Source organism: Mesorhizobium sp. P2_F8, assembly GCF_056403655.1.
In genome coordinates this window covers 717882-736911 of sequence record NZ_JBFUFB010000001.1, presented here as the reverse complement: position 1 = coordinate 736911, position 19030 = coordinate 717882, and the positions used below count along the sequence as shown (strand labels likewise).

Genomic DNA, 19030 nt, shown 5'->3' with positions numbered 1-19030 from the left:
TCAGTTTCGCCCGTTGAGGTGGCGCACCTTGCGCAGTTGCGGGAACAGCACGATCCACAGCCCGGCGACCGCGATCGCGCCGACGCCACCGACCACGACGGCCGGAACCGTGCCGATCAACGCCGCCATCGTGCCGGCGCGGAATTCGCCGACCTCGTTGGAGGCACCGACGAAGACCTGGTTCACGGCATTGACTCGGCCGCGCACATGGTCGGGCGTCCACAGCTGGATCAAGGTCTCCCTGATATAGACGCTGAACATATCGGTAGCGCCAAGGAAGGCGAGCGCTGCGATCGACAGCCAGGTGATGGTCGACAGGCCGAACAGCACGGTGAAGGCGCCGAACGCCGCAACGAAGCCGAGCATGATCAGCCCCGCATGGTTGCGGATCGGATGGCCGGCCAGCCAGATGGCGACGCAGATGGCGCCCACGCCCGGCGCCGAGCGCAGCAGGCCTAGGCCCCAGGGGCCGAGCTGGAGGATGTCGCGCGCATAGATCGGCAGCAGTGCCGAGGCGCCCGACAAAAGCACGGCGAACAGATCGAGCGAGATGGCGCCCAGCACGATCTTCTCGCTCCAGATATAGCTGAACCCACCGAACAGGTTCTGCAGCGTCGGCTTCTCGGTCTCGGTGCGTTGCGCGGGCTTCGGGATGGTGAAGATCAGCAACCCGGACGCAAGCATAAGCACGGCGGCGGTGCCATAGGCGACTTCCGCCGACACGCCGTAGAGCAGGCCGCCGGCGACCGGGCCGACGATGGTCGCCGTCTGCCAGGCCGACGAGTTCCAGGCGATGGCGTTGGCGAAATCCTCAGGTGGCACGAGATTGGCGAACAGCGAGGCCGAGGCCGGCCCGAAAAAGGCGCGGGCGACGCCGAACATGGCAAGCACGACGAAGATCGGCAGCGGTCCGCTGATGCCATGCAGGGTCAGGAACAGCAGGGTCAGCGCGCAGATCGCCTCCATCACCACCGCCAGCGCCATGATCAGGCGGCGGCCGAAGCGGTCGGCGACGACACCGGTGACCAACACCAGCAGCAGCGACGGCAGGAACTGGACGATACCGACCAGGCCGAGATCGAGAGGATCCCTCGTCAGGTCATACATCTGCCAGCCGACCGCGACCGACACGATCATGGTGGCGAAGGTGGTGAGGAAACGCGCCGCCCAATAGCTCAGGAAGGAGCGGTGGCGGAACGCGGCATAGCGCTGGTCCGGCGAGGTTTGTGCGGCAGTCATGGATCGAGGCCCCGTTGCGATGGCATTGGAGCGACGTGCGTCCAATCGGACGCACAAAGTACGCTCCAACACTTTGGTTTTCGCATCGTGCTTTCCGAAAATCGGAACCGATTTTCGGGCCGATGCGATGGCCGGCGGGGCACTTCCCGGATGGGCGCTGTTCCGGCCAAGGGAATTTCTAACAAAGTTCGCAGCGCGATGTGCGCCAAAATCAGCGCTGGATCAACGAATTTTCACCCTGTTCCGTTGATTGCACGAGGACGTTATTGCCTGAGCGCCGCGGAGATAGCGTCGAGGCCGCTCCTCAACTCGGCTTCCGTCGGCCAGCCAAAACCGACGCGAAAGAAGCGCTTTGGCATTTCGAACCAATGGCCGGGCCCGACATAGGCGCCATGGTTTTCCAGCAGGTTCACATAGAACCGGTCGAGGTCGAAGTCGGGATCGACGTTCAGGCGCGGGAAGCCGACGACACCGCCTTCAGGGCGCACCCAGTCGACCAGCGGCTCGCGGTCGATCCAGGCCTGGACGATGTCGCGGCGCCTGGCCATTTCTGGCAGCAGCGTCGCCAGGAACACGTCCCGCCGCTCGAGCATGCCGCGCGCGATGCCTTCGTCGATGACGCTGCCGCAGATGCCGATCTGCTCCTTGGCGGCGAGGAATTTCTCCTGAAGTTCCGCATCCCTGGTGATCAGCCAACCGATGCGGATGCCGGGAATGCCGAAGGCCTTGGACAGCGACGAGACGCTGATCGCCTTCGGGCTCAGCGATGCCGCGGACGGCAGGCGCTTGCCATAGGAGAGGTCGCGATAGGTTTCGTCGACCAGCAGATGGCAGTCCCTGCCTTCGGCGAGCGCGACCAGGGCGTCGAGGTCGGCGCGGCTCATCATCGTGCCGGTCGGGTTGTGGGGGCAGGTGACGCTGATCAGCCTGGTGTTCCGCCGTATCGCCGCCGCAACTTGGCCGACATCGATGGCGAAGCCGTCCTCGAAGGCCAGGTCGACAAAGCTGATGGCGCAGCCAATCGCCCTTGGGGTCTCGATGTTGGTGGCGTAGTTGGGCCTGATGACGACCAGATGATCGCTCTGCGACAACAGCGAGGTCGAGATGATGAACAGGGCGCCAGCAGCACCGGCGGTGACCAGGACATCGTCGGGCGAGACGCCGGCGTCCTGTGCGGCAATCAGCGCGCGCAATTCCTTGTCGCCGCGATGCTCGCCGTAGAAGAGCGTGAGATCGGGCAAGGATAGGCCGATATCGGAGAGTTTCTGGTCGGCGATCGAACTTTCGGAAAGATTGTAGCGGATCCGGTCGTAGCCGTACTCTTCCGGCGCCTCTTTCTCGATCACCATCCTGGTGTAGTTCATGGCTTCCCCCAAAAGACCCCGTTCGGTTCATCCAAGCCACAAAAACATGAAGCCTGCCAAGGCGGATTCGCCGGCAGGCTTCTGTTCCAGTCGTCCTAAGTGTTGGCTCAGGACCGAATTGCTCAGGCCGAGGCCTTCTTCCTGCCCCTGCCCTTGGCGGGCACGACTTCGGCGGCCTTGCGGCCGAGGCCGATCGACTTCGCCAGCAGCGAACGCGAAGCGGCATAGTTGGGGGCGACCATGGGATAGTCAGCCGGCAAGCCCCATTTGGCGCGATAGGCGTCCGGCGTCAGGCCGAAATGCACGCCGAGGTGACGTTTCAGGGATTTGAACTTCTTGCCGTCCTCGAGGCAGATGATGAAATCCGGTGTCACCGATTTCCTGGGGTTGACCGCCGGGACCAGCGGAGCTGCCACCGGGACCACCGGCTGGCCGAGCCCGCTTATCGAAGTGCTGACGCTGGCGATGAGATCGGCGAGACCAGAAGCGGGCAGGCGGTTCTTCTCGACGTAAGCGGACACGATGTGAGCGGTCAGCTCGAGCAGGTCGATGTCTTTACGGGCGCTGTCGTTATCGTCGGTCAATCTATTTCTCCGTCTAAAGCGAATGACCTGAAAATCGGATTCGATTCCCGGAAAGGATCATGCGCAAAATCAAAATGCTACGGCGTCCTTTGTGCATCCACGGGACGGCAGCGTTGTTGTGGCGCGGGATTCCTAGTCGGCAAATCTGCGCAGCGCAATGACTTGATGCCGCGGCACACGTTATTTTGAACAACTATATTAAACAATAACAATATCAGACTATCAGCGCTTTGTCGCGCCACAAACGAAATCCGCCTTCAAAGGCGCGTGTGTTGTCGCCGCGCCGGCTGTCGGCGGGCAATTCATCGAGCTTGTCGACATTGCCGCCGCCAATGACGACGTAGTCAGGCTGCATGGCGGCGCGGAGCCGGTCGACGACGTCGAAGACATATTTGCGCCATCTCTTCTTGCCGCGCTTTTCCAAGCCGCGTTCGCCGACATAGTCCTCGAAGCTCTTGCCCTTCTTGTAGGGAAGATGGGCGAGTTCCATCGGCTGGGCGACGTTGTCGACGATCATCGCGGCACCGAGACCGGTTCCCAACCCGATGAACAGCATGCGGCCGCCTTCATAACTGCCGATGGCCTGCATCAGCGCGTCGTTGACCACCTTCACAGGCTTGCCGAATTGCGCGGCGAAATCGTAGCCGGCCCAACCCTTGCCGAGATTGGCAGGGTCGGTGAGCGGCCTGTTGTGGGTGACCGGGCCGGGGTAGCCCATCGAGACGACGTCGTAGGACAAGCCCTCGGCTAGCTTCTTTACCGTATCGGTCATCTGCTGCGGCGTCAGGCCGGGCCCGGAGTCGGCGCGCCGCTCCACGCCGCCGGCGCTGCTGAGAATCTTGACATGCGAGCCGCCAATATCGATCGCAAGCACGATCTTCTCAGCCGATGCCGGTTGTTTCACCGCTTTGGCCATTGCGCCACCTCCACTCACTTTACCGGATCGATCCAGCCATTGGGCGGCCCGAACCCGGCCATCGCGTCCGCCGGACCCCATGTAAGCGGTTCATAGACGTGCGGCGGCGTGGTGTCGCCGAGCACCGGGCCGACGATGCGCCAGGCCATTTCGCTGGCGTCCTGGCGGGTGAACAGCTGGCCGTTGCCGTTCATGGCATCGCCGATCAGCCGCTCATAGGGCGGCATGTCGCTCTTGCTGTCGTCGAGCGCCGTCAGCTCGACCTGTTCGCCGATCATGTCGTCGCCCGCCGCCTTGCGCTGGGCGCCGATGGCGATCACCACTTGCGGATCGATGCGGAAGCGAACGTAGTTCTGGTCGGCCGGCTTGATCGGATCGAAGACGTCGAGCGGCGGCCGCTTCAGCCGCACCACCACTTCGGTGACATGCACCGGCATGTTCTTGCCGGCGCGGATGAAGAACGGCACATCCTGCCAGCGCCAGGTGTCGACGAAGAAACGCACCGCGGCAAAGGTCTCGACCGGTGAGTTCGGTGCCACGCCGGGTTCGGCGAGATAGCCGGTGAACTGACCGCGCACGACATCGTCTTTCGTCAAGGTGCGGATCGCCCGCAGCACCTGCACCTTCTCGTCGATCAAATCGTCGGCCGAACGGCCGACGGGTGGCTCCATGGCAAGCAGCAGCAGGATGTTGAGCAGATGGTTCTCGATGACGTCCCTGATGCAGCCGACATTGTCATAGAAGCGGCCACGCCCCTCGACGCCGAAATCCTCGGCCATGGTGATCTGCACGCTCTCGACGAAGTTGCGGTTCCAGATCGGCTCCAGAAAGGAATTGGCGAAGCGGAAATAGAGCAGGTTCTGGATCGCTTCCTTGCCGAGATAATGGTCGATGCGGAAGATCGATTGTTCGTCGAAAACCAGATGCAGGACCCGGTTCAGCCAGCGCGCCGACTGCAGGTCGTGGCCGAAGGGCTTTTCCACCATCAGCCGTGCGCCACGAGCCGTGCCCGATTGCTCCAGTCCCTGGACGACGGTCTCGAACATGGTCGGCGGCACCGCCATGTAGTGCAGCGGCCGCTGGGCGGTGCCGAGCGCAGTTTTGAGTTTCTCGAACGTCGCCGGATCGCGGTAGTCGCCACTGACATAGCGCAGCAGGGAGGCGAACTTGGCGAACAATTTTTCGTCGATCTTGCCGAGTGCATTGACGATGCCGTCGTGGGCGCGCGCCTGCAATTGCTTGAGATCCCAGGCGTCGAACGCCACGCCGATCACCGGTTCGGTGAGCGTGCCCTTGGCCACCATCTGGTAAAGGGCTGGAAATATCTTCTTGTGGGCGAGGTCGCCGGTGGCTCCGAAGAGCACCAGCGTGTCGGACCGTTCCGGGCTCATCGGCGTGTCTCCCCTGCCGCCGTCACGAGCCGGACTTCGGCTTCTCGACATGGCCGCCAAAGGCATAACGCATTGCCGAGAGCAGCTTGTCGGAGAATTCGGACTCGCCTTGCGAGGAGAAGCGGTCGAACAGCGCCGAGGACAGAACCGGCGCCGGCACGCCGGTGTCGATCGCCGCCTTCAGCGTCCAGCGGCCTTCGCCGGAATCCGAGACGCGGCCGCCGAAATTCGCCAGGCCCGGATCATTCTTCAGTGCGCCCGCGGTGAGATCAAGCAACCAGGAGCCGATGACGCTGCCATGCCGCCAAACCTCGGCCACCTGAGGGAGGTCGACGTCGAACTGGTAGTATTGCGGGTTTTCCAGAGGGCTGGTCTCGGCGTCCGCCGTTCGTTGCCGCTTGCCGGCATTGGCCGACTTCAGGATGTTCATGCCTTCCGCATAGGCGGCCATCACGCCATATTCGATGCCGTTGTGCACCATCTTGACGAAGTGGCCGGCACCGCTCGGCCCGCAATGCAGATAGCCAAAGGGTGCGGTCCCGGCATCCTTGGGCGGATTGGAGCCGGCATCGGCACCGGGCGCCAGCGTGGCAAAGATCGAATCAAGGTGCTGCACCGCCACGTCGGGACCGCCGATCATCAGGCAATAGCCACGCTCAAGGCCCCAGACACCGCCGCTGGTTCCGACATCGACAAGATGGATACCCTTGGCGGCCAGTTTCGCGGCCTGGTCGACGGCGTCGTGATAGTAGGAATTGCCGCCGTCGATGATGATGTCGCCGGGTTCCATCAGGGCGGCCACCTGATCGATGATCTTGCCGGTGATCGCCGCCGGCAGCATCAGCCACACGCAGCGCGGCTTGGCCAGCTTGCCGACGAATTCTTCCATGGATGCCGTCCCTGAAGCGCCGTCGGTCACCAGAGCCGCGACGCTGGCCGGGTTGATGTCGTAGACGACGCATTCGTGGCCGTCGCGCATCAGGCGCCGGACCATGTTGGCGCCCATCCGGCCCAATCCCATCATTCCGATCTGCATGGTTTCGTCCCTGTTTCCTGGAGATTTACTGGGTTTATCGAGGAAGGATCGACTGGCTATCCTGATCGCCTGATATGACGGAGAAGTCGACATTCTCCCAATCGCCGGCTTCGGGCCAGAAAAAAGTGAAGATCAGCGTGCTTCCGGCGGGGAGGCTGGCGGTGGACAGATCGGCAAGATGGATGCCGAAGGCGTTCTCGATCGTCTGGCTGTCGGCGGCGGTCGCCCAGTGATCGCTGCTCCAGCGAACCGTCGCCGGGGCCAAGAGCTCGACGCGCAGCGTCTTGCCGGCCGGCAGCGTGCGGATCTTGTTGTTGAAGCGCCATGTCCTGAACGGCGACACGGTCTTGTCCTCGATGTACCGCTTGACGCCTTGAGGTGGCATGTCGAAGACCGTGCCGTCGCGTACCGAGCGCAACAGCTTGATATGCTCCGAATGCGCCCAGACCAGCGGCATGGCGCTGCCCGAGGGGCGACCGTGCAGCAGTTCGCGCTCGGCCATGTCGGCGCCGTCCCAGACCTGTTCGGGTAGCAGGCCGCCCAGCCCGGCTGAGCCTTCCAGAGCAGCCAGCAGGTCCACAGCTCTGTCCTTGCGTCCGGCTGCAAGCTCGTAATGGGCGCGTTCGCCGGCGAGCAACGGCCACGGCCGGCCCTGGCCGGTGCCGTCGAAGGGTGCGCCATCCTCATGCTCGCCATAGCCATCGTCATTGTAGCGGTACCAGAGCGGCCCTTGCGGCAGGTCGCAGCGCAATTGCGCATCGATGATCGTGACGGTGTCGACGATACGCGGATCGTCAGCTGCCCTCAGGCCGAAGCGGACGAGAGCCAGTGCGTCCGGGCTGACGATCGCCTCGGCTGGCTGGTCGGTATCGCCGGGAGGCCGGTTCTTGATCGGGACATAGCCGTCCTTCGGCGAACCGGCCCCGGCGCTGTCGGGTGAAGCGATGCGCACGTAATAGCCGTCGACGCCGGCCTGCCTGCCGAGTGCGGTGCCGGTGACATAGGTCCAACGCTCGACCTGGTCGTTCCAGACATCGGCGGTCTCGCGCAGATAGGTCGCGGCGACCTGCTTGCCGCAGGCGTCGAGCAGGTCGGCCGCGGCAAGCAGTGCCGCGATCTCGACGGCAAGCGTGAACGGGCTGTAGCCGGCATCCTCTTCCCAGCGGTCCTCACCGGTAACGGGTCCGTCGCGCACGACATAGCCGGCGGCGCGCTCGATCATCGGCTGAAAGGCGAGCAGCCTGGCTTGCGGCAGGTGCCCGGCGCGGTGCAGTGCATCGGCCAGCAGCAACGGGAAGGCGCATTCGTCCATCTGGATGCCTGGCCAATAGGCCGATCCGTCGAGCCAGGCGTTTTGCGGCCAGTGGCCGTCCGGCTGCTGGATGGAGCTGAGATAGTCGAGGATTTGCAGGGCCGACGCGGCATCGCCGGCGGCGAGAAAACCTCCGGCCGTCTCGACCAGATCGCGCGGCCAGACCAGATGGTAGCCACCGAGGTCGTCGTCACCCTTGTTGAAGCCCCACGGAATCGAAAGGCTGGCGACCGCCGCGCCCGGTATGGCGATCGACCGGTGGGTCGACAGAACCGCGGTCGAGACGCGATAGAAGTTGATCCCGGACTCGCCATGCCGGTCCAGCGGCAGCAGGCTCTTTTGCCACTTCCGCCATCTCTCGACGTAGGCTTTGGCGGCGGGCTCAAAACCTTGCTTCAGGCTGGCGAAGGCATTTTCGGCCGCCTCGTCCGATGTCGCGCCAAAGCCCAACGCCAGCAAGGCCGTTGTCTTGGAAGCGGTAAAGCCGATCTCGCCGGTCAGCGCGACATTGCCGTTCTCGGCCCGTTGGCAGGCCGGATCGAGCTCGCCGGTATTGTGGAGTTGCTGCCAGCCGTCGGAGACGCCGACATAGCCGGCCGAGCCGGTGCGCCAGGGCAGTGACGATGCCAGCGCCAGGCAGGTGCCGCGCCCCGAGGCGAACAGCACAGGTTTTCCCTTGTGGTTACCGACCCAGGCGGTGTTGCCCATGCCAGCATTGACGAGATGCGGCGCCAGCAAGGCGTAGACGCGATGGTCGCCGGCGGCACCCTTGAGCGCTGTGAAGGTAATTTCCTGCAGCAAAGCGGGCCGCGCCGGGTCGGCAAGGATGCGCTTTTCGATCCGGTAGGCACCGTCGGTCGCGGTGTTGACCAGCCTGTAGGCCGGCACGCCATCCTCGAACGGTTCGATGGCGTGCACAGCATCGCGTTTTTCTTCGGAGAAATAGCCTTCGGGGCCGGTGACGATCAGGCCAAGGTCGCGCGTGCAGGCGCGGTCGAGGTGCGGATAGTAGATCTCGTTGAGGATGCCATGGCTGATCGTGAACCAGATATGGCCGCTTGGGGAAAGGGACGTTCCAACGCCACTCTTGGCGCTTGACGTCCAGCGAGCCGGGATTCCCGGGGCGCCCGGAGCAACGGTTGGCGTCACTGGCATTCGATTGCGATCTCCTGGCCCTTTCCCTAGACCAGGACGCGAACCCTTTTCAATCGTTGCACCGCAAGTTGATCGCCACCGCCAATCGCGCCCTCGTTGACAGCGGCGCCGGGTAGCGTCCACTATTCCCGGCACGGGAGGATCGCGAAGCCAATGCCGGAGGTGTCCCTGGTCCTGATCGACCGGTTGCTGGCGATTTCGGCGGCGCTTGCTGGCCATATCGATCCCGGCACGGCGTTTCGCGCCACAGCCATCGAGATCGGCACGCTCATTCCGCACGACCATATGGATCTGGCGGTGCTGTCGCATGATGGGCGCAGGCATGCCTGTTATGAAGCCGGCTTCCACACCAGCTGGAGCGAGCTTGCCCAGCATCCGCTGCCGACCGAAGTCAGCCCGATTCGCTCGGTGCTGTGGGGCGAGGTGGCTTATCTGCTTTCCGACGACGCGCTGCGCGACGAGCGCTTCCATTTCGCCACTGCGATCGATGGACCGATCTTCGCCGCCAAGCTGCGCAGCCGCATCGTCGTGCCGCTCAGGGCGCGCGGCGGCATCATCGGGGCGCTGAACATCAGCCGGCACGAGGTCGGCTGCTACACGCTTGCCGATGTCGCAGTCGCCCAGCAATGCGCGGACCTGATCGCGCCCTATATCTTTGCGCTGATCCAGACCGAGGAGGCGCGCCGCGCCATGCTTGCCGAGAGCGAGGCGCGCAACCGCGTCGAATTGCTGCGCGTCGGCGCCTCGCAGCTGACCGAAGGCATGGAGCGCGAACGCCGGCGCATGGCGATGGACCTGCATGACCAGACGCTTGCCGACCTCGCCCGCATCGCACGCCAGCTTTCGGCCCTGCGCGGCCAGGGCGTGGCGCGGGCGGCGCAGCTTGCCGACCTTGAGCAGGAGGTCGCCGGCTGCCTAACGGAACTGCGCCACATCGTCGACGACATGCGGCCGAGCGTGCTCGAACTGTTCGGCCTGCGCGATGCGGTCGAAGCGCATCTCAACCGCAGTGTCGCCAGAGCCAAACCGCCCATCGCCGTGCGCATCGCCGACACCAGCGACGGCGGCGCCGACAATCTGCCGGAGCCCGTCCGCACGGCACTCTACCGGATCGTGCAGGAAGCCATCAACAACGCGGTTCGCCACGCCGCGCCGCGCCGCATCGATGTGCTGCTGGCGTCGACCGCAAGCGTGCTGCGGGTGATTGTCACCGATGACGGCCAGGGCTGCGGCGCTGTCGATCCGGCCGCCCATGGCGGCATTGGCCACATGCATACGCGCGCCGCGCTGATCGGTGCGCGGCTGCGCATCGGGCAGGCCGGCCGCAAGAGTGGCGGCACCCGTGTCGTCGTGGAGATCGACCGCCGGCCGTTGCGGGAGCTGCCGGTTGCGGCGGCTGCAGCGGCGCCTGGCCAGCTCGCCGTGTCGGAGGCCATTTGATGCTTGTGATGATCGCCGAAAATGACGGACTGCACCGCACCTTCGCGCGGCGCACCGTCGAGCAATTGTGGCCCGGCGACGTCGAGGTGATCGAAGCGAGCGACGGCGAGGACGCCATCAACCTGGCGGCCGAGCGCGAGCCGCCGCATGTCGTGCTCGACCTGCAGATGCCGAAGGCGACCGGGATCGAGGTTGCCAGGGCGATCTGGAACCGCCGCGCCGGCACGCACATCCTATTCTGGTCGAACTTCGCCGACGAGGCCTATGTGCGCGGTGTGGCGCGTATCGTGCCGCCGGGCTCGGTCTATGGCTATGTGCTGAAATCGGCAACGGAGGAAGGCATGCGCTCGGCCTTGCGCGGCGTTTTCCGCGAGGGCCACTGCATCATCGACCGCGAGATTCGCGGCATCCAGCACCGCGTCCAGGACAAGTTCGAAGGAATCACCGACGGCGAATATGAAAGCCTGATCGACATCGCGCTTGGCCTGACCGACCGGGCGATCGCCGCGCGCCGCGGCCTGTCGATCCGCGGCGCGCAGAGCCGCATCAAGCATGTCTACGACAAGCTCGGTATCGTGCCGGCGGAGGACGGGGCCGGCGATGCATCCGTGTTCAACTCGCGGACGCGGGCGATCTATCTCGCCATGGCGCGCGGCCTGATCAACATCGACGCGCTGCGCCGCGAGCAGGACCGGCTCGACGCCTGGCTGGCGCAGGCTTCGCCCGATCACTGACCGCAGCCAGAGCGGTTCGGAAAGCCGTTTGACACTTCTGCTTTGCTTGGACCCGACTGTGCAAATGCACAGTCGGGCGTGCGCTTTGACCCGTATCGCCACGCCGGTGCCGCAACTACCTTCGATCCCCAATAAGAAAACATGTCAGGGAAGCGCTCATGCCATTCGTCGCCATGCGAATTCGCACGGCTGTTCGCGCCGCCAGGCACCAGTGATGTCGGTGTCGGCGCGAGCTCGCCATTCCGGCTTTGACGACGTCGTCGGCGATGCGACGATCGAAACGCTGGCGAGCGGCTTCGGTTTCCTCGAAGGGCCGGTGTGGCACCCCTATGAAAAGTGGCTGGTTTTCTCCGACATTCCGGAAAGCCGCATGTATCGCCGCAGTGCCTCGGGCGAGATCGAACTGTTCCGCGAGCCGAGCCACAAGGCCAATGGCAGTACGCTGGACCGCCAGGGACGGTTGGTCACCTGCGAGCACGCGACGAGCCGAGTGACCCGCGCCGAGCCCAATGGCAGCGTGACCGTTCTTGCCACACACCATCAGAACAAGCAGCTCAACAGCCCGAACGATATCGTCGTTGCCACCGGCGGCTCGATCTACTTCACCGATCCGGGTTATGGCCGGGTGGAATTCTACGGCGTGCCGCGGCCGCAGGAATTGTCTTTCCAGGGCGTCTACCGCATCGACGGCGACGGCGCCCGGCTGACATTGCTGGCCGACGATTTCGTCCAGCCGAACGGCCTTTGCTTCTCGCTGGACGAGTCGCGGCTGTTTATCAACGACACCGAACGCGGACATATCAGGGTGTTCGGCGTCGAGGCGGATGGCGACCTCAACGGCGGTGCGGTGTGGGCGGTGACAGAGGGTGACGGGCCGGGAGCGCCGGACGGCATGAAGATCGACAGCCGCGGCAATGTCTACTGCACCGGCCCCGGCGGCATCCATGTCTTCGACGCGTCGGGTGCCATTCTGGGCGTCATCCGGACGCCGGAAGACTGCGCGAATTTCACCTTCGGCGACGATGATCTGAGAAGCCTCTACATCGCCGCATCGACGTCGCTGTACCGGCTCCGGGTGCGCGTGCCGGGATTGAGACTGTTTTGAGTTCGGGACCGTCCGTGCTCAAATCAGATTGGGAGTGAGGCCGGGGTCAAAACCGGCAGGAACTGCAGCAGTAAACATCTGGGAGGATTACGACATGAAGAAACTGTTTGTCTTGGGCGCTCTGGCGGCGATGCTCGCCTCGGGCACCGCACTTGCCGACACCAGTGGCAAGAAGATCGCCTTCTCCAACAACTACGCCGGCAATTCGTGGCGGCAGGCGATGCTCGACAGCTATGGCATCGTCACCAAGAAGGCGGTCGCCGACAAGGTCGTCGGCGCGGCCGATATCTTCACGACCGCCGACAAGGAAGTGCCGACGCAGGCGGCTCAGGTGCAGAACCTGATCCTGCAGGGCTATGACGCGATCGTCATTAACTCCGCTTCGCCGGACGCACTCAACGGCGCCATCAAGCAGGCGTGTGACGCCGGCATCACCGTCGTCTCCTTCGACGGCACCGTCACCGAACCTTGCGCCTATCGCGTCGTCGTCGACTTCAAGGACATGGGCAAGCAGGAAGTCGAGCAGATGGCCAAGTTCCAGCCCAAGGGCGGCAATCTGCTGGAAATCCGTGGCCTTGCCGGCACCTCGATCGACGACGCCATCCATGCCGGCATCCTTGAAGGTGTCGCTGCCCATCCCGAGTTCAAGATTGTCGGCTCGGTGACCGGCGATTGGGACCAGACCACCGCGCAGAAGGCGGTCGCGACCATCCTGCCGTCGCTGCCCGATGTCGTCGGCATCGTCGACCAGGGCGGTGACGGCTATGGCGCTGCGCAGGCCTTTGCCGCCGCCGGCAAGCCGCGCCCGACCATCATCATGGGCAACCGCCAGGACGAATTGCAGTGGTGGAAGGAGCAGAAGGACAAGGACGGCTACAAGACCTGGTCGGCGTCGATCGCGCCGGGCGTGTCGTCGCTGGCTTTCTGGGTGGCGCAACAGGTGCTCGACGGCCGCACCGACATCCCGCACGATCTCTTGGTGCCGTATCTGGCCTTTACCCAGGACGATTTCGAAGCCGAGCTGCCGAAGATCGTCAAGGGTGGCGTTGCCAGCCACGAATACACGCAAGAGGACGCGATCGCGGCCATCAAAGCCAATATCAAGTGAGTGTCGGAGAAGCGTTGCCGTCCGTATCGTCGAGCGGATATCGTTGAGCATGGTTGCAGGGAACGCTGACATCATCAGACTGAACGGCGCCGAAAAACATTTCGGCGCCGTTCGCGCGCTGGGCGGCGTGGATTTCCACGTTGGCCCCGGCGAATGCGTCGGGCTTGTCGGCCACAATGGCGCCGGCAAGTCGACGCTGATGCACATGGTTGCGGGCACGCTGGTGCCCGACAGCGGCCAGATCGGCGTGCATGGCGGCATCGAGGATAGTTACTCGGTGTCGCGGGCCCAACAACTGGGCATACGCTGCGTGTTCCAGGAACTGTCGTTGTGTCCCAATCTCAGCGTCGCCGAAAACACGCGCATCAACCATGCGTCGCTGCGCGGCTTCGGCTGGCGGCGCAAGGCGGCCGAACTGATCGCCGTCAAGCTCGACGAGATCTTTCCCGGTCACAGCATCTCGGCGTCCGACATCGTCGGCGACCTGTCGATCGGCCGGCGCCAGATGGTCGAGGTGGCGCGCGCCTTCACGGTCACGCAGGATAGGCTCGACCTCGTCATCCTGGACGAGCCGACATCGTCGCTCGACGCGCACACGGCAGGACAGTTGCTAGCCTTCGTGCGCCGCTTCGTCGCCGGCGGCAAAAGCTGCATCCTGATCTCGCATGTGCTGGGCGAGGTGCTGCGGAACGCCGACCGCATCGTGGTGATGCGCGACGGCAAGGTGGTTGTCGCCGACGCCGCTGGTGCCTTCGACCGCGACCGGCTGGTGACGGCGATGGGCGGGGCGGAAGCGCGCCAGAAGATCGCGGCGCAAGTCGCCGACGCCAAACCGGGGGCCAGCGCGCTGCGGGTGCGGGCGCGACCCGCCGTGCAGAAGGACGGCACCGACCTTGTCGCCCGTGCCGGCGAGATCATCGGCCTGGCCGGTCTGGCGGGCCATGGCCAGACCGACCTGTTGCTGGCGATCTTCGCTGCTGCATCGCGTGCCCGAGCCGGTATCGAGGTCACCGCGCCGGTGGCGCTGGTGGCCGGCGACCGCCAGTCGGACGGCATCTTCCCGCAATGGTCGATTGCGCAGAATATCGGCATCCGCTCGCTGGCGCGTTTGCGCAACGGGCTGCTGATCTCGCCGCAGCGCGAGGCCGAGCTCGCTGCAGTCTGGCAAAAGAAGATCGGCATCCGCACCCCGGACATGAACGACAACATCTTCTCGCTGTCGGGCGGTAACCAGCAGAAGGCGCTGTTTGCCCGGGCGCTTGGCTCGGACGTCTTCCTGTACGAGGTCATAGACCTCCAGCTTCGTGCCTATATCGACGCCGCGCATCGGGTCCTTTGGTACACCACGGAAACCGAAGAGCTCGACAATTGCGACCACATCTATGTCTTCAAGAACGGCCGCATCGTCGCCAATCTGGGCCGCGACGAATTGACCGAAGAGAAGATCATCCAGTCTTCGTTCGGCGATGCGGCCTGAGATGAAGGCCGCCAGCCTCGACACCACTGCCAGGAGTTCCGCCGAGCGTGGCGCGCTGGCCCGTGCCCGCCTGTTGCGCGGGTTGTTGCCGGCGCTGTCGCTGGCGCTGGTGCTACTCGCCATCGCTTGGCTCAATCCGCGGGCCATCAGCTATTTCGGCTTCAGCCTGATGCTGAACCTGGCGATCCCGATCGCCCTGGCGACGATCGCGCAGATGTTCGTCATCGCCGGCAACGAGCTCGACCTGTCGATCGGCACTTTCGTCGGTTTCGTCGGCTGCGTTACCGCGACGTGGCTGAAGGACGCGCCGCTGATCGGTGTCGCCATCCTGCTCGGCTCGATCGGCGTCTATGCCTTGCTCGGCGCGCTGATCCATCTGCGCAACCTGCCTTCGATCGTGGTGACGCTTGGCATGAGCTTCGTCTGGCAAGGGCTGGCCATCCTCGTCCTGCCCAAACCCGGCGGCAAGGCGCCGGACTGGCTGCTGGCGTTCATGGCATTCAAGCCGCCTTTCGTGCCGTTCCCGATCATCGCGGCGCTGCTGATCGGGCTCATCGTCCATTTCGGGCTGATGCGTACCTCCTACGGCGTGATCCTGCGCGGTTCCGGCGGCAATCCGGCCGCCCTCGGCCGCGCCGGCTGGTCGCTGCTCAAGACCAAAATCGTGCTGTTTGCGCTGGCCGGCCTGTTCGGCGTGCTGTCCGGCATGGCACTGATCGGCATCACCACTTCGGCCGATGCCAATATCGGCAATGGCTATACGCTGCTGGCGATTGCCGGCGTCATCCTCGGCGGCGGCGAATTCGTCGGCGGCCGGGTGTCGCCGATCGGCGCGGTGATCGGCGCGCTGACACTGGCGCTGGCCGCCTCGCCGCTGCTCACCTTCATGCACATTCCGCCCGACTGGCAGGTGGCCGCCAATGGCGCCATCCTGATCATCGTGCTGGCGGCCCGCGTGCTGATCAGCCGCAGGGAGAGGTAGCCATGGCCGCGTTGAGACCACTGCTCGCCAAACCCTGGATCTGGTCGTTCCTTGGCGCCTTGCTGGTGTGGCTGGCGACGATCGCCTTCACCGGCGGTTATGGCGCCGGCGGCATGGTCACCGCGGCACTGTCGCTGGCGGTGTTCACCGTCATTGTCGGTGTCGGCCAGATGTTCGTCATCACGCTTGGGCCCGGTAATGTCGATCTGTCGCTGCCGGCCAATATCGGCTTGGCCAGCGCCGTCGCCATGAAGGTGATGGACGGCAACGATGCCGTGATCGTGGTCGGGCTTTTGGCGGCGCTCGCCACGGGTGCCGCGATCGGCGCCGCCAACTATTTGCTGATCTGGGCGCTGCGCATTCCGCCGATCATCGCCACACTATCGGCCAGCTTCATCATCCAGTCGATCGACATCAGCTATGGGCGCGGGCTGCAGATCAAGCCGCCGCCCGGCTTCGCCGATTTCGCCAACTGGCAGGTGCTGGGCATTCCAGTGCTGGCGATCCTCACCGTGCTGTTCACCATCGGCGCGGCCATCGCGCTGCAGCGGATGATCTATGGCCGTTCGGTGTTGGCGATCGGCCAGAACATCCGCGCGGCGTGGCTTGCCGGCGTCAATGTCGGCCGCATACGCTTCCTCACCTATATGCTGTCCGGGGCGCTCGGCGGTATCGACGGGGCGCTGCTCGCGGGCTATTTCCGTGGCGCCAATGTCGATATCGGCAACGAATATCTGCTGGCCTCGATCGCCGTCGTCGTCATTGGCGGCACCTCGGTGGCCGGCGGCAAAGCCAATGTGCCGGGCGTCTGGGGCGCGGCGCTGTTCCTGGTGCTGCTTTTGACGATGCTCAACACGTTCGGCGTCAGCGCCGGCGTGCGGCTGCTGCTGACCGGGCTGATCATTGTCGGTGTCATCACGGCCGCTGGGGGGCAGAAGGCGCTGCGGTAGTTGCGATTGGCGCTCAGCGTGGTGGCGGCGGAGGCTGCCGGCATCAGGGGTACGTCAAGGCCGGTAATCATTGTGCCAGGCCGGCACCCGGTTCCCATCAGCGTCATGGCGCTGTAAATCCCGTGCGCGCGGCTGCAAGCCGCTCATCAAATGCTGGGAGGTTTGCGTGTCCGATTTTCTGAAGGTCAGCCGCGACGGCGATGTCGCCATCGTCACCGTCGACAATCCGCCGGTCAATGCGCTGAGCTTTCATGTTCGCGAACCGCTGATGCAGGCTCTCGTTGGGTTGCGGGATGATCCGTCGGTCGCAGCGATCGTCATCGCCTGTGCCGGCCGAACGTTCGTTGCCGGCGCCGACATCACCGAATTCGGCAAGCCGGTGCAGCAGCCCGAACTGCGCGCCATCGTGGCGACGCTGGAAACCATCGCCAAGCCGACGATCGCCGCCATCCACGGCACCGCGCTGGGCGGCGGCCTGGAGCTGGCGCTCGGCTGTCATTTCCGCGTCGCCGACACCGGCGCCAAGCTCGGCCTGCCGGAAGTCAAGCTCGGTCTCTTGCCGGGCGGCGGCGGCACGGTGCGGTTGCCGCGCCTGGTCGGCGCGGTGAAGGCGCTCAAGATGATCGTTTCCGGTTCGCCGATCGGTGCAGAAGAGGCGCATGCTGACGGTCTGATCGACGCCGTCTTCAAAGGCGATCTGACCACGCATGCCGTGAACTTCGCCAGGGAAATAGCCCGCAAGGGTGGTCCCTTCACGCCGGTGCGCGATCGAAATGATGGGCCTAGGGAAACCGACCTGGCGGCTTTCGACGCCGAGGCGGCGGACCTTGCCAAAAAAGCGCGCGGCCTCGAAGCGCCGGTCGCCTGCGCGCAGGCGGTGCGCAATGCCGTTACGCTGCCGTTCGACGAGGCGCTGGCGGCAGAGCGCGCGCTGTTCGTCGAGCTCGTCGCCAGCGACCAGTCGCGCGCGCAGCGCCATCTGTTCTTCGCCGAACGTGAGGCGGCAAAGGTTCCCGGCAAGGATATCATCAAGCGCAGGATCGCGCGTATCGGCATCATCGGCGCCGGCACCATGGGCGGCGGCATCGCCATGGCTTTCGCCAATGGCGGCTATTCCGTCACCTTGCTGGAGACCAGCCAGGAGGCGCTGCAACGCGGACTGGGCACGATCGACAAGAACTATGCCGTCTCCGTCACGCGGGGATCATTGACCGAAGATGCCAAGCGGCAGCGGCTCGCCCAGTTCACGGGCTCCACCAACTATGCCGATCTCGCCGAATGCGACTTGATCGTCGAGGCGGTGTTTGAGGACATGGCGGTCAAGAAGGAGGTCTTCGGCAAGCTCGACGCGGTGGCCAAGCCCGGCGCCATCCTCGCCACCAACACCTCCTATCTCGACATCAACGAAATCGCTGCCTCGACCTCACGCCCGCAGGATGTGCTCGGACTGCATTTCTTTTCGCCGGCAAATGTCATGAAGCTCTTGGAGATCGTGCGCGCCGAGAAGACCGCTCCCGATGCGCTGGCTACCGTCGTCGACCTGGCGCGGCGGATCGGCAAGGTGGCTGTCGTCGTCGGCGTCTGCCACGGTTTTGTGGGCAACCGTATGCTGGCGGCGCGTGGCGCCGAATCCGAGGCGCTTCTGCTGGAGGGCGCAACGCCGCGCCAGATCGACCAGGCGTTCACCGATTTCGGCTGGCCGATGGGGCCGTTCCAGATGGGCGATCTCGCCGGCCTCGACATTGGCTGGCGCAACCGCAAGGCGCGCGGCCAGACGGCCGTGATCGCCGACGCCCTGTGCGAACAAGGACGTTTCGGCCAGAAGACCGGCCGCGGTTTCTATCTCTACGAGGCCGGCGCGCGCACGCCGGTCACCGATCCGCAAGTCGAGGCGCTGATCCGCGACAAGGCGGCCGAGAAGGGCATCGTGCCGCGCGCTATCGGCGCGGAAGAAATCATCGAACGCACGCTCTATCCCCTGGTCAACGAGGGCGCCAACATCCTGGAGGAAGGCATCGCCACCCGCGCCTCCGACATCGATGTCGTCTGGGCCAACGGCTATGGCTTTCCCGTCGGCAAGGGCGGGCCGATGTTTTGGGCCGGCCTCGAAGGTCCAGCCAAGCTCATCGAGCGGCTCGACCATTGGCATCAGCGGACGGGCAAGGACGTGTTCAAGGTGGCGCCATTGCTCAGGCGGATGGCCGAAACCGGCTCCTGGGAAACCGGGGGCTAAGGAA

15 protein-coding genes are annotated in these 19030 nt (G+C 64.6%); 8 read left to right on the top strand and 7 right to left on the bottom strand.

Going from position 1 to position 19030, the window contains the following annotated elements:
* The 7 genes from AC1DZP_RS03540 to AC1DZP_RS03510 form a co-directional block, all read right to left on the bottom strand.
* Entirely contained in the window at positions 1-1239 is a 1239-nt protein-coding gene (locus AC1DZP_RS03540) for an MFS transporter (protein ID WP_477300153.1), read from the bottom strand.
* A gap of 263 nt (positions 1240-1502) precedes the next feature.
* Positions 1503-2603, bottom strand: coding sequence for an aminotransferase class I/II-fold pyridoxal phosphate-dependent enzyme (locus AC1DZP_RS03535; RefSeq protein ID WP_477300152.1), 1101 nt, complete (start codon positions 2601-2603; stop codon positions 1503-1505).
* A gap of 122 nt (positions 2604-2725) precedes the next feature.
* On the bottom strand, positions 2726-3187 hold the full coding sequence (locus AC1DZP_RS03530) for a Ros/MucR family transcriptional regulator (RefSeq protein WP_095084073.1): 462 nt from the start codon (positions 3185-3187) through the stop codon (positions 2726-2728).
* A 214-nt stretch (positions 3188-3401) separates the two neighbouring features.
* Positions 3402-4103 (bottom strand): ROK family protein, encoded by a 702-nt coding sequence (locus AC1DZP_RS03525; RefSeq protein WP_477300151.1) that lies wholly within the window; start codon positions 4101-4103, stop codon positions 3402-3404.
* Between the two features lie 14 nt (positions 4104-4117).
* Positions 4118-5494, bottom strand: a complete 1377-nt coding sequence (gene zwf / locus AC1DZP_RS03520; RefSeq protein ID WP_477300150.1) for a glucose-6-phosphate dehydrogenase — start codon at positions 5492-5494, stop codon at positions 4118-4120.
* Between the two features lie 22 nt (positions 5495-5516).
* The gene (gene gnd, locus AC1DZP_RS03515; RefSeq protein WP_477300149.1) at positions 5517-6530 is read right to left on the bottom strand and encodes a phosphogluconate dehydrogenase (NAD(+)-dependent, decarboxylating); all 1014 of its coding nucleotides are present in this window, start codon (positions 6528-6530) and stop codon (positions 5517-5519) included.
* Between the two features lie 34 nt (positions 6531-6564).
* A complete protein-coding gene (locus AC1DZP_RS03510; protein ID WP_477300148.1) occupies positions 6565-8997 on the bottom strand; it encodes a glucan 1,4-alpha-glucosidase in 2433 nt (810 codons plus the stop codon).
* 153 nt (positions 8998-9150) lie between these two features.
* Here AC1DZP_RS03510 and AC1DZP_RS03505 point away from each other — a divergent pair, with 153 nt between their 5' ends.
* The 8 genes from AC1DZP_RS03505 (at position 9151) to AC1DZP_RS03470 (ending at position 19026) form a co-directional block, all read left to right on the top strand.
* Entirely contained in the window at positions 9151-10437 is a 1287-nt protein-coding gene (locus tag AC1DZP_RS03505) for a sensor histidine kinase (protein ID WP_477300147.1), read from the top strand.
* Complete coding sequence (locus AC1DZP_RS03500) at positions 10437-11171, top strand: response regulator (protein ID WP_457150201.1); 735 nt, start codon at positions 10437-10439, stop codon at positions 11169-11171. The genes AC1DZP_RS03505 and AC1DZP_RS03500 overlap by 1 nt, the downstream gene beginning before the upstream one ends.
* Positions 11172-11385: 214 nt before the next feature.
* On the top strand, positions 11386-12276 hold the full coding sequence (locus tag AC1DZP_RS03495; protein ID WP_457150202.1) for an SMP-30/gluconolactonase/LRE family protein: 891 nt from the start codon (positions 11386-11388) through the stop codon (positions 12274-12276).
* 94 nt (positions 12277-12370) lie between these two features.
* Positions 12371-13384 (top strand): substrate-binding domain-containing protein, encoded by a 1014-nt coding sequence (locus tag AC1DZP_RS03490; RefSeq protein WP_095084081.1) that lies wholly within the window; start codon positions 12371-12373, stop codon positions 13382-13384.
* A gap of 49 nt (positions 13385-13433) precedes the next feature.
* Positions 13434-14861, top strand: coding sequence for an ATP-binding cassette domain-containing protein (locus tag AC1DZP_RS03485; RefSeq protein ID WP_477300146.1), 1428 nt, complete (start codon positions 13434-13436; stop codon positions 14859-14861).
* A 1-nt stretch (position 14862) separates the two neighbouring features.
* Entirely contained in the window at positions 14863-15843 is a 981-nt protein-coding gene (locus tag AC1DZP_RS03480) for an ABC transporter permease (RefSeq protein WP_457150204.1), read from the top strand.
* Positions 15844-15845: 2 nt separating this feature from the next.
* Positions 15846-16793, top strand: coding sequence for an ABC transporter permease (locus AC1DZP_RS03475; protein ID WP_477300145.1), 948 nt, complete (start codon positions 15846-15848; stop codon positions 16791-16793).
* 166 nt (positions 16794-16959) lie between these two features.
* A complete protein-coding gene (locus AC1DZP_RS03470; protein ID WP_477300144.1) occupies positions 16960-19026 on the top strand; it encodes a 3-hydroxyacyl-CoA dehydrogenase NAD-binding domain-containing protein in 2067 nt (688 codons plus the stop codon).
* Positions 19027-19030 lie beyond the last annotated feature (4 nt).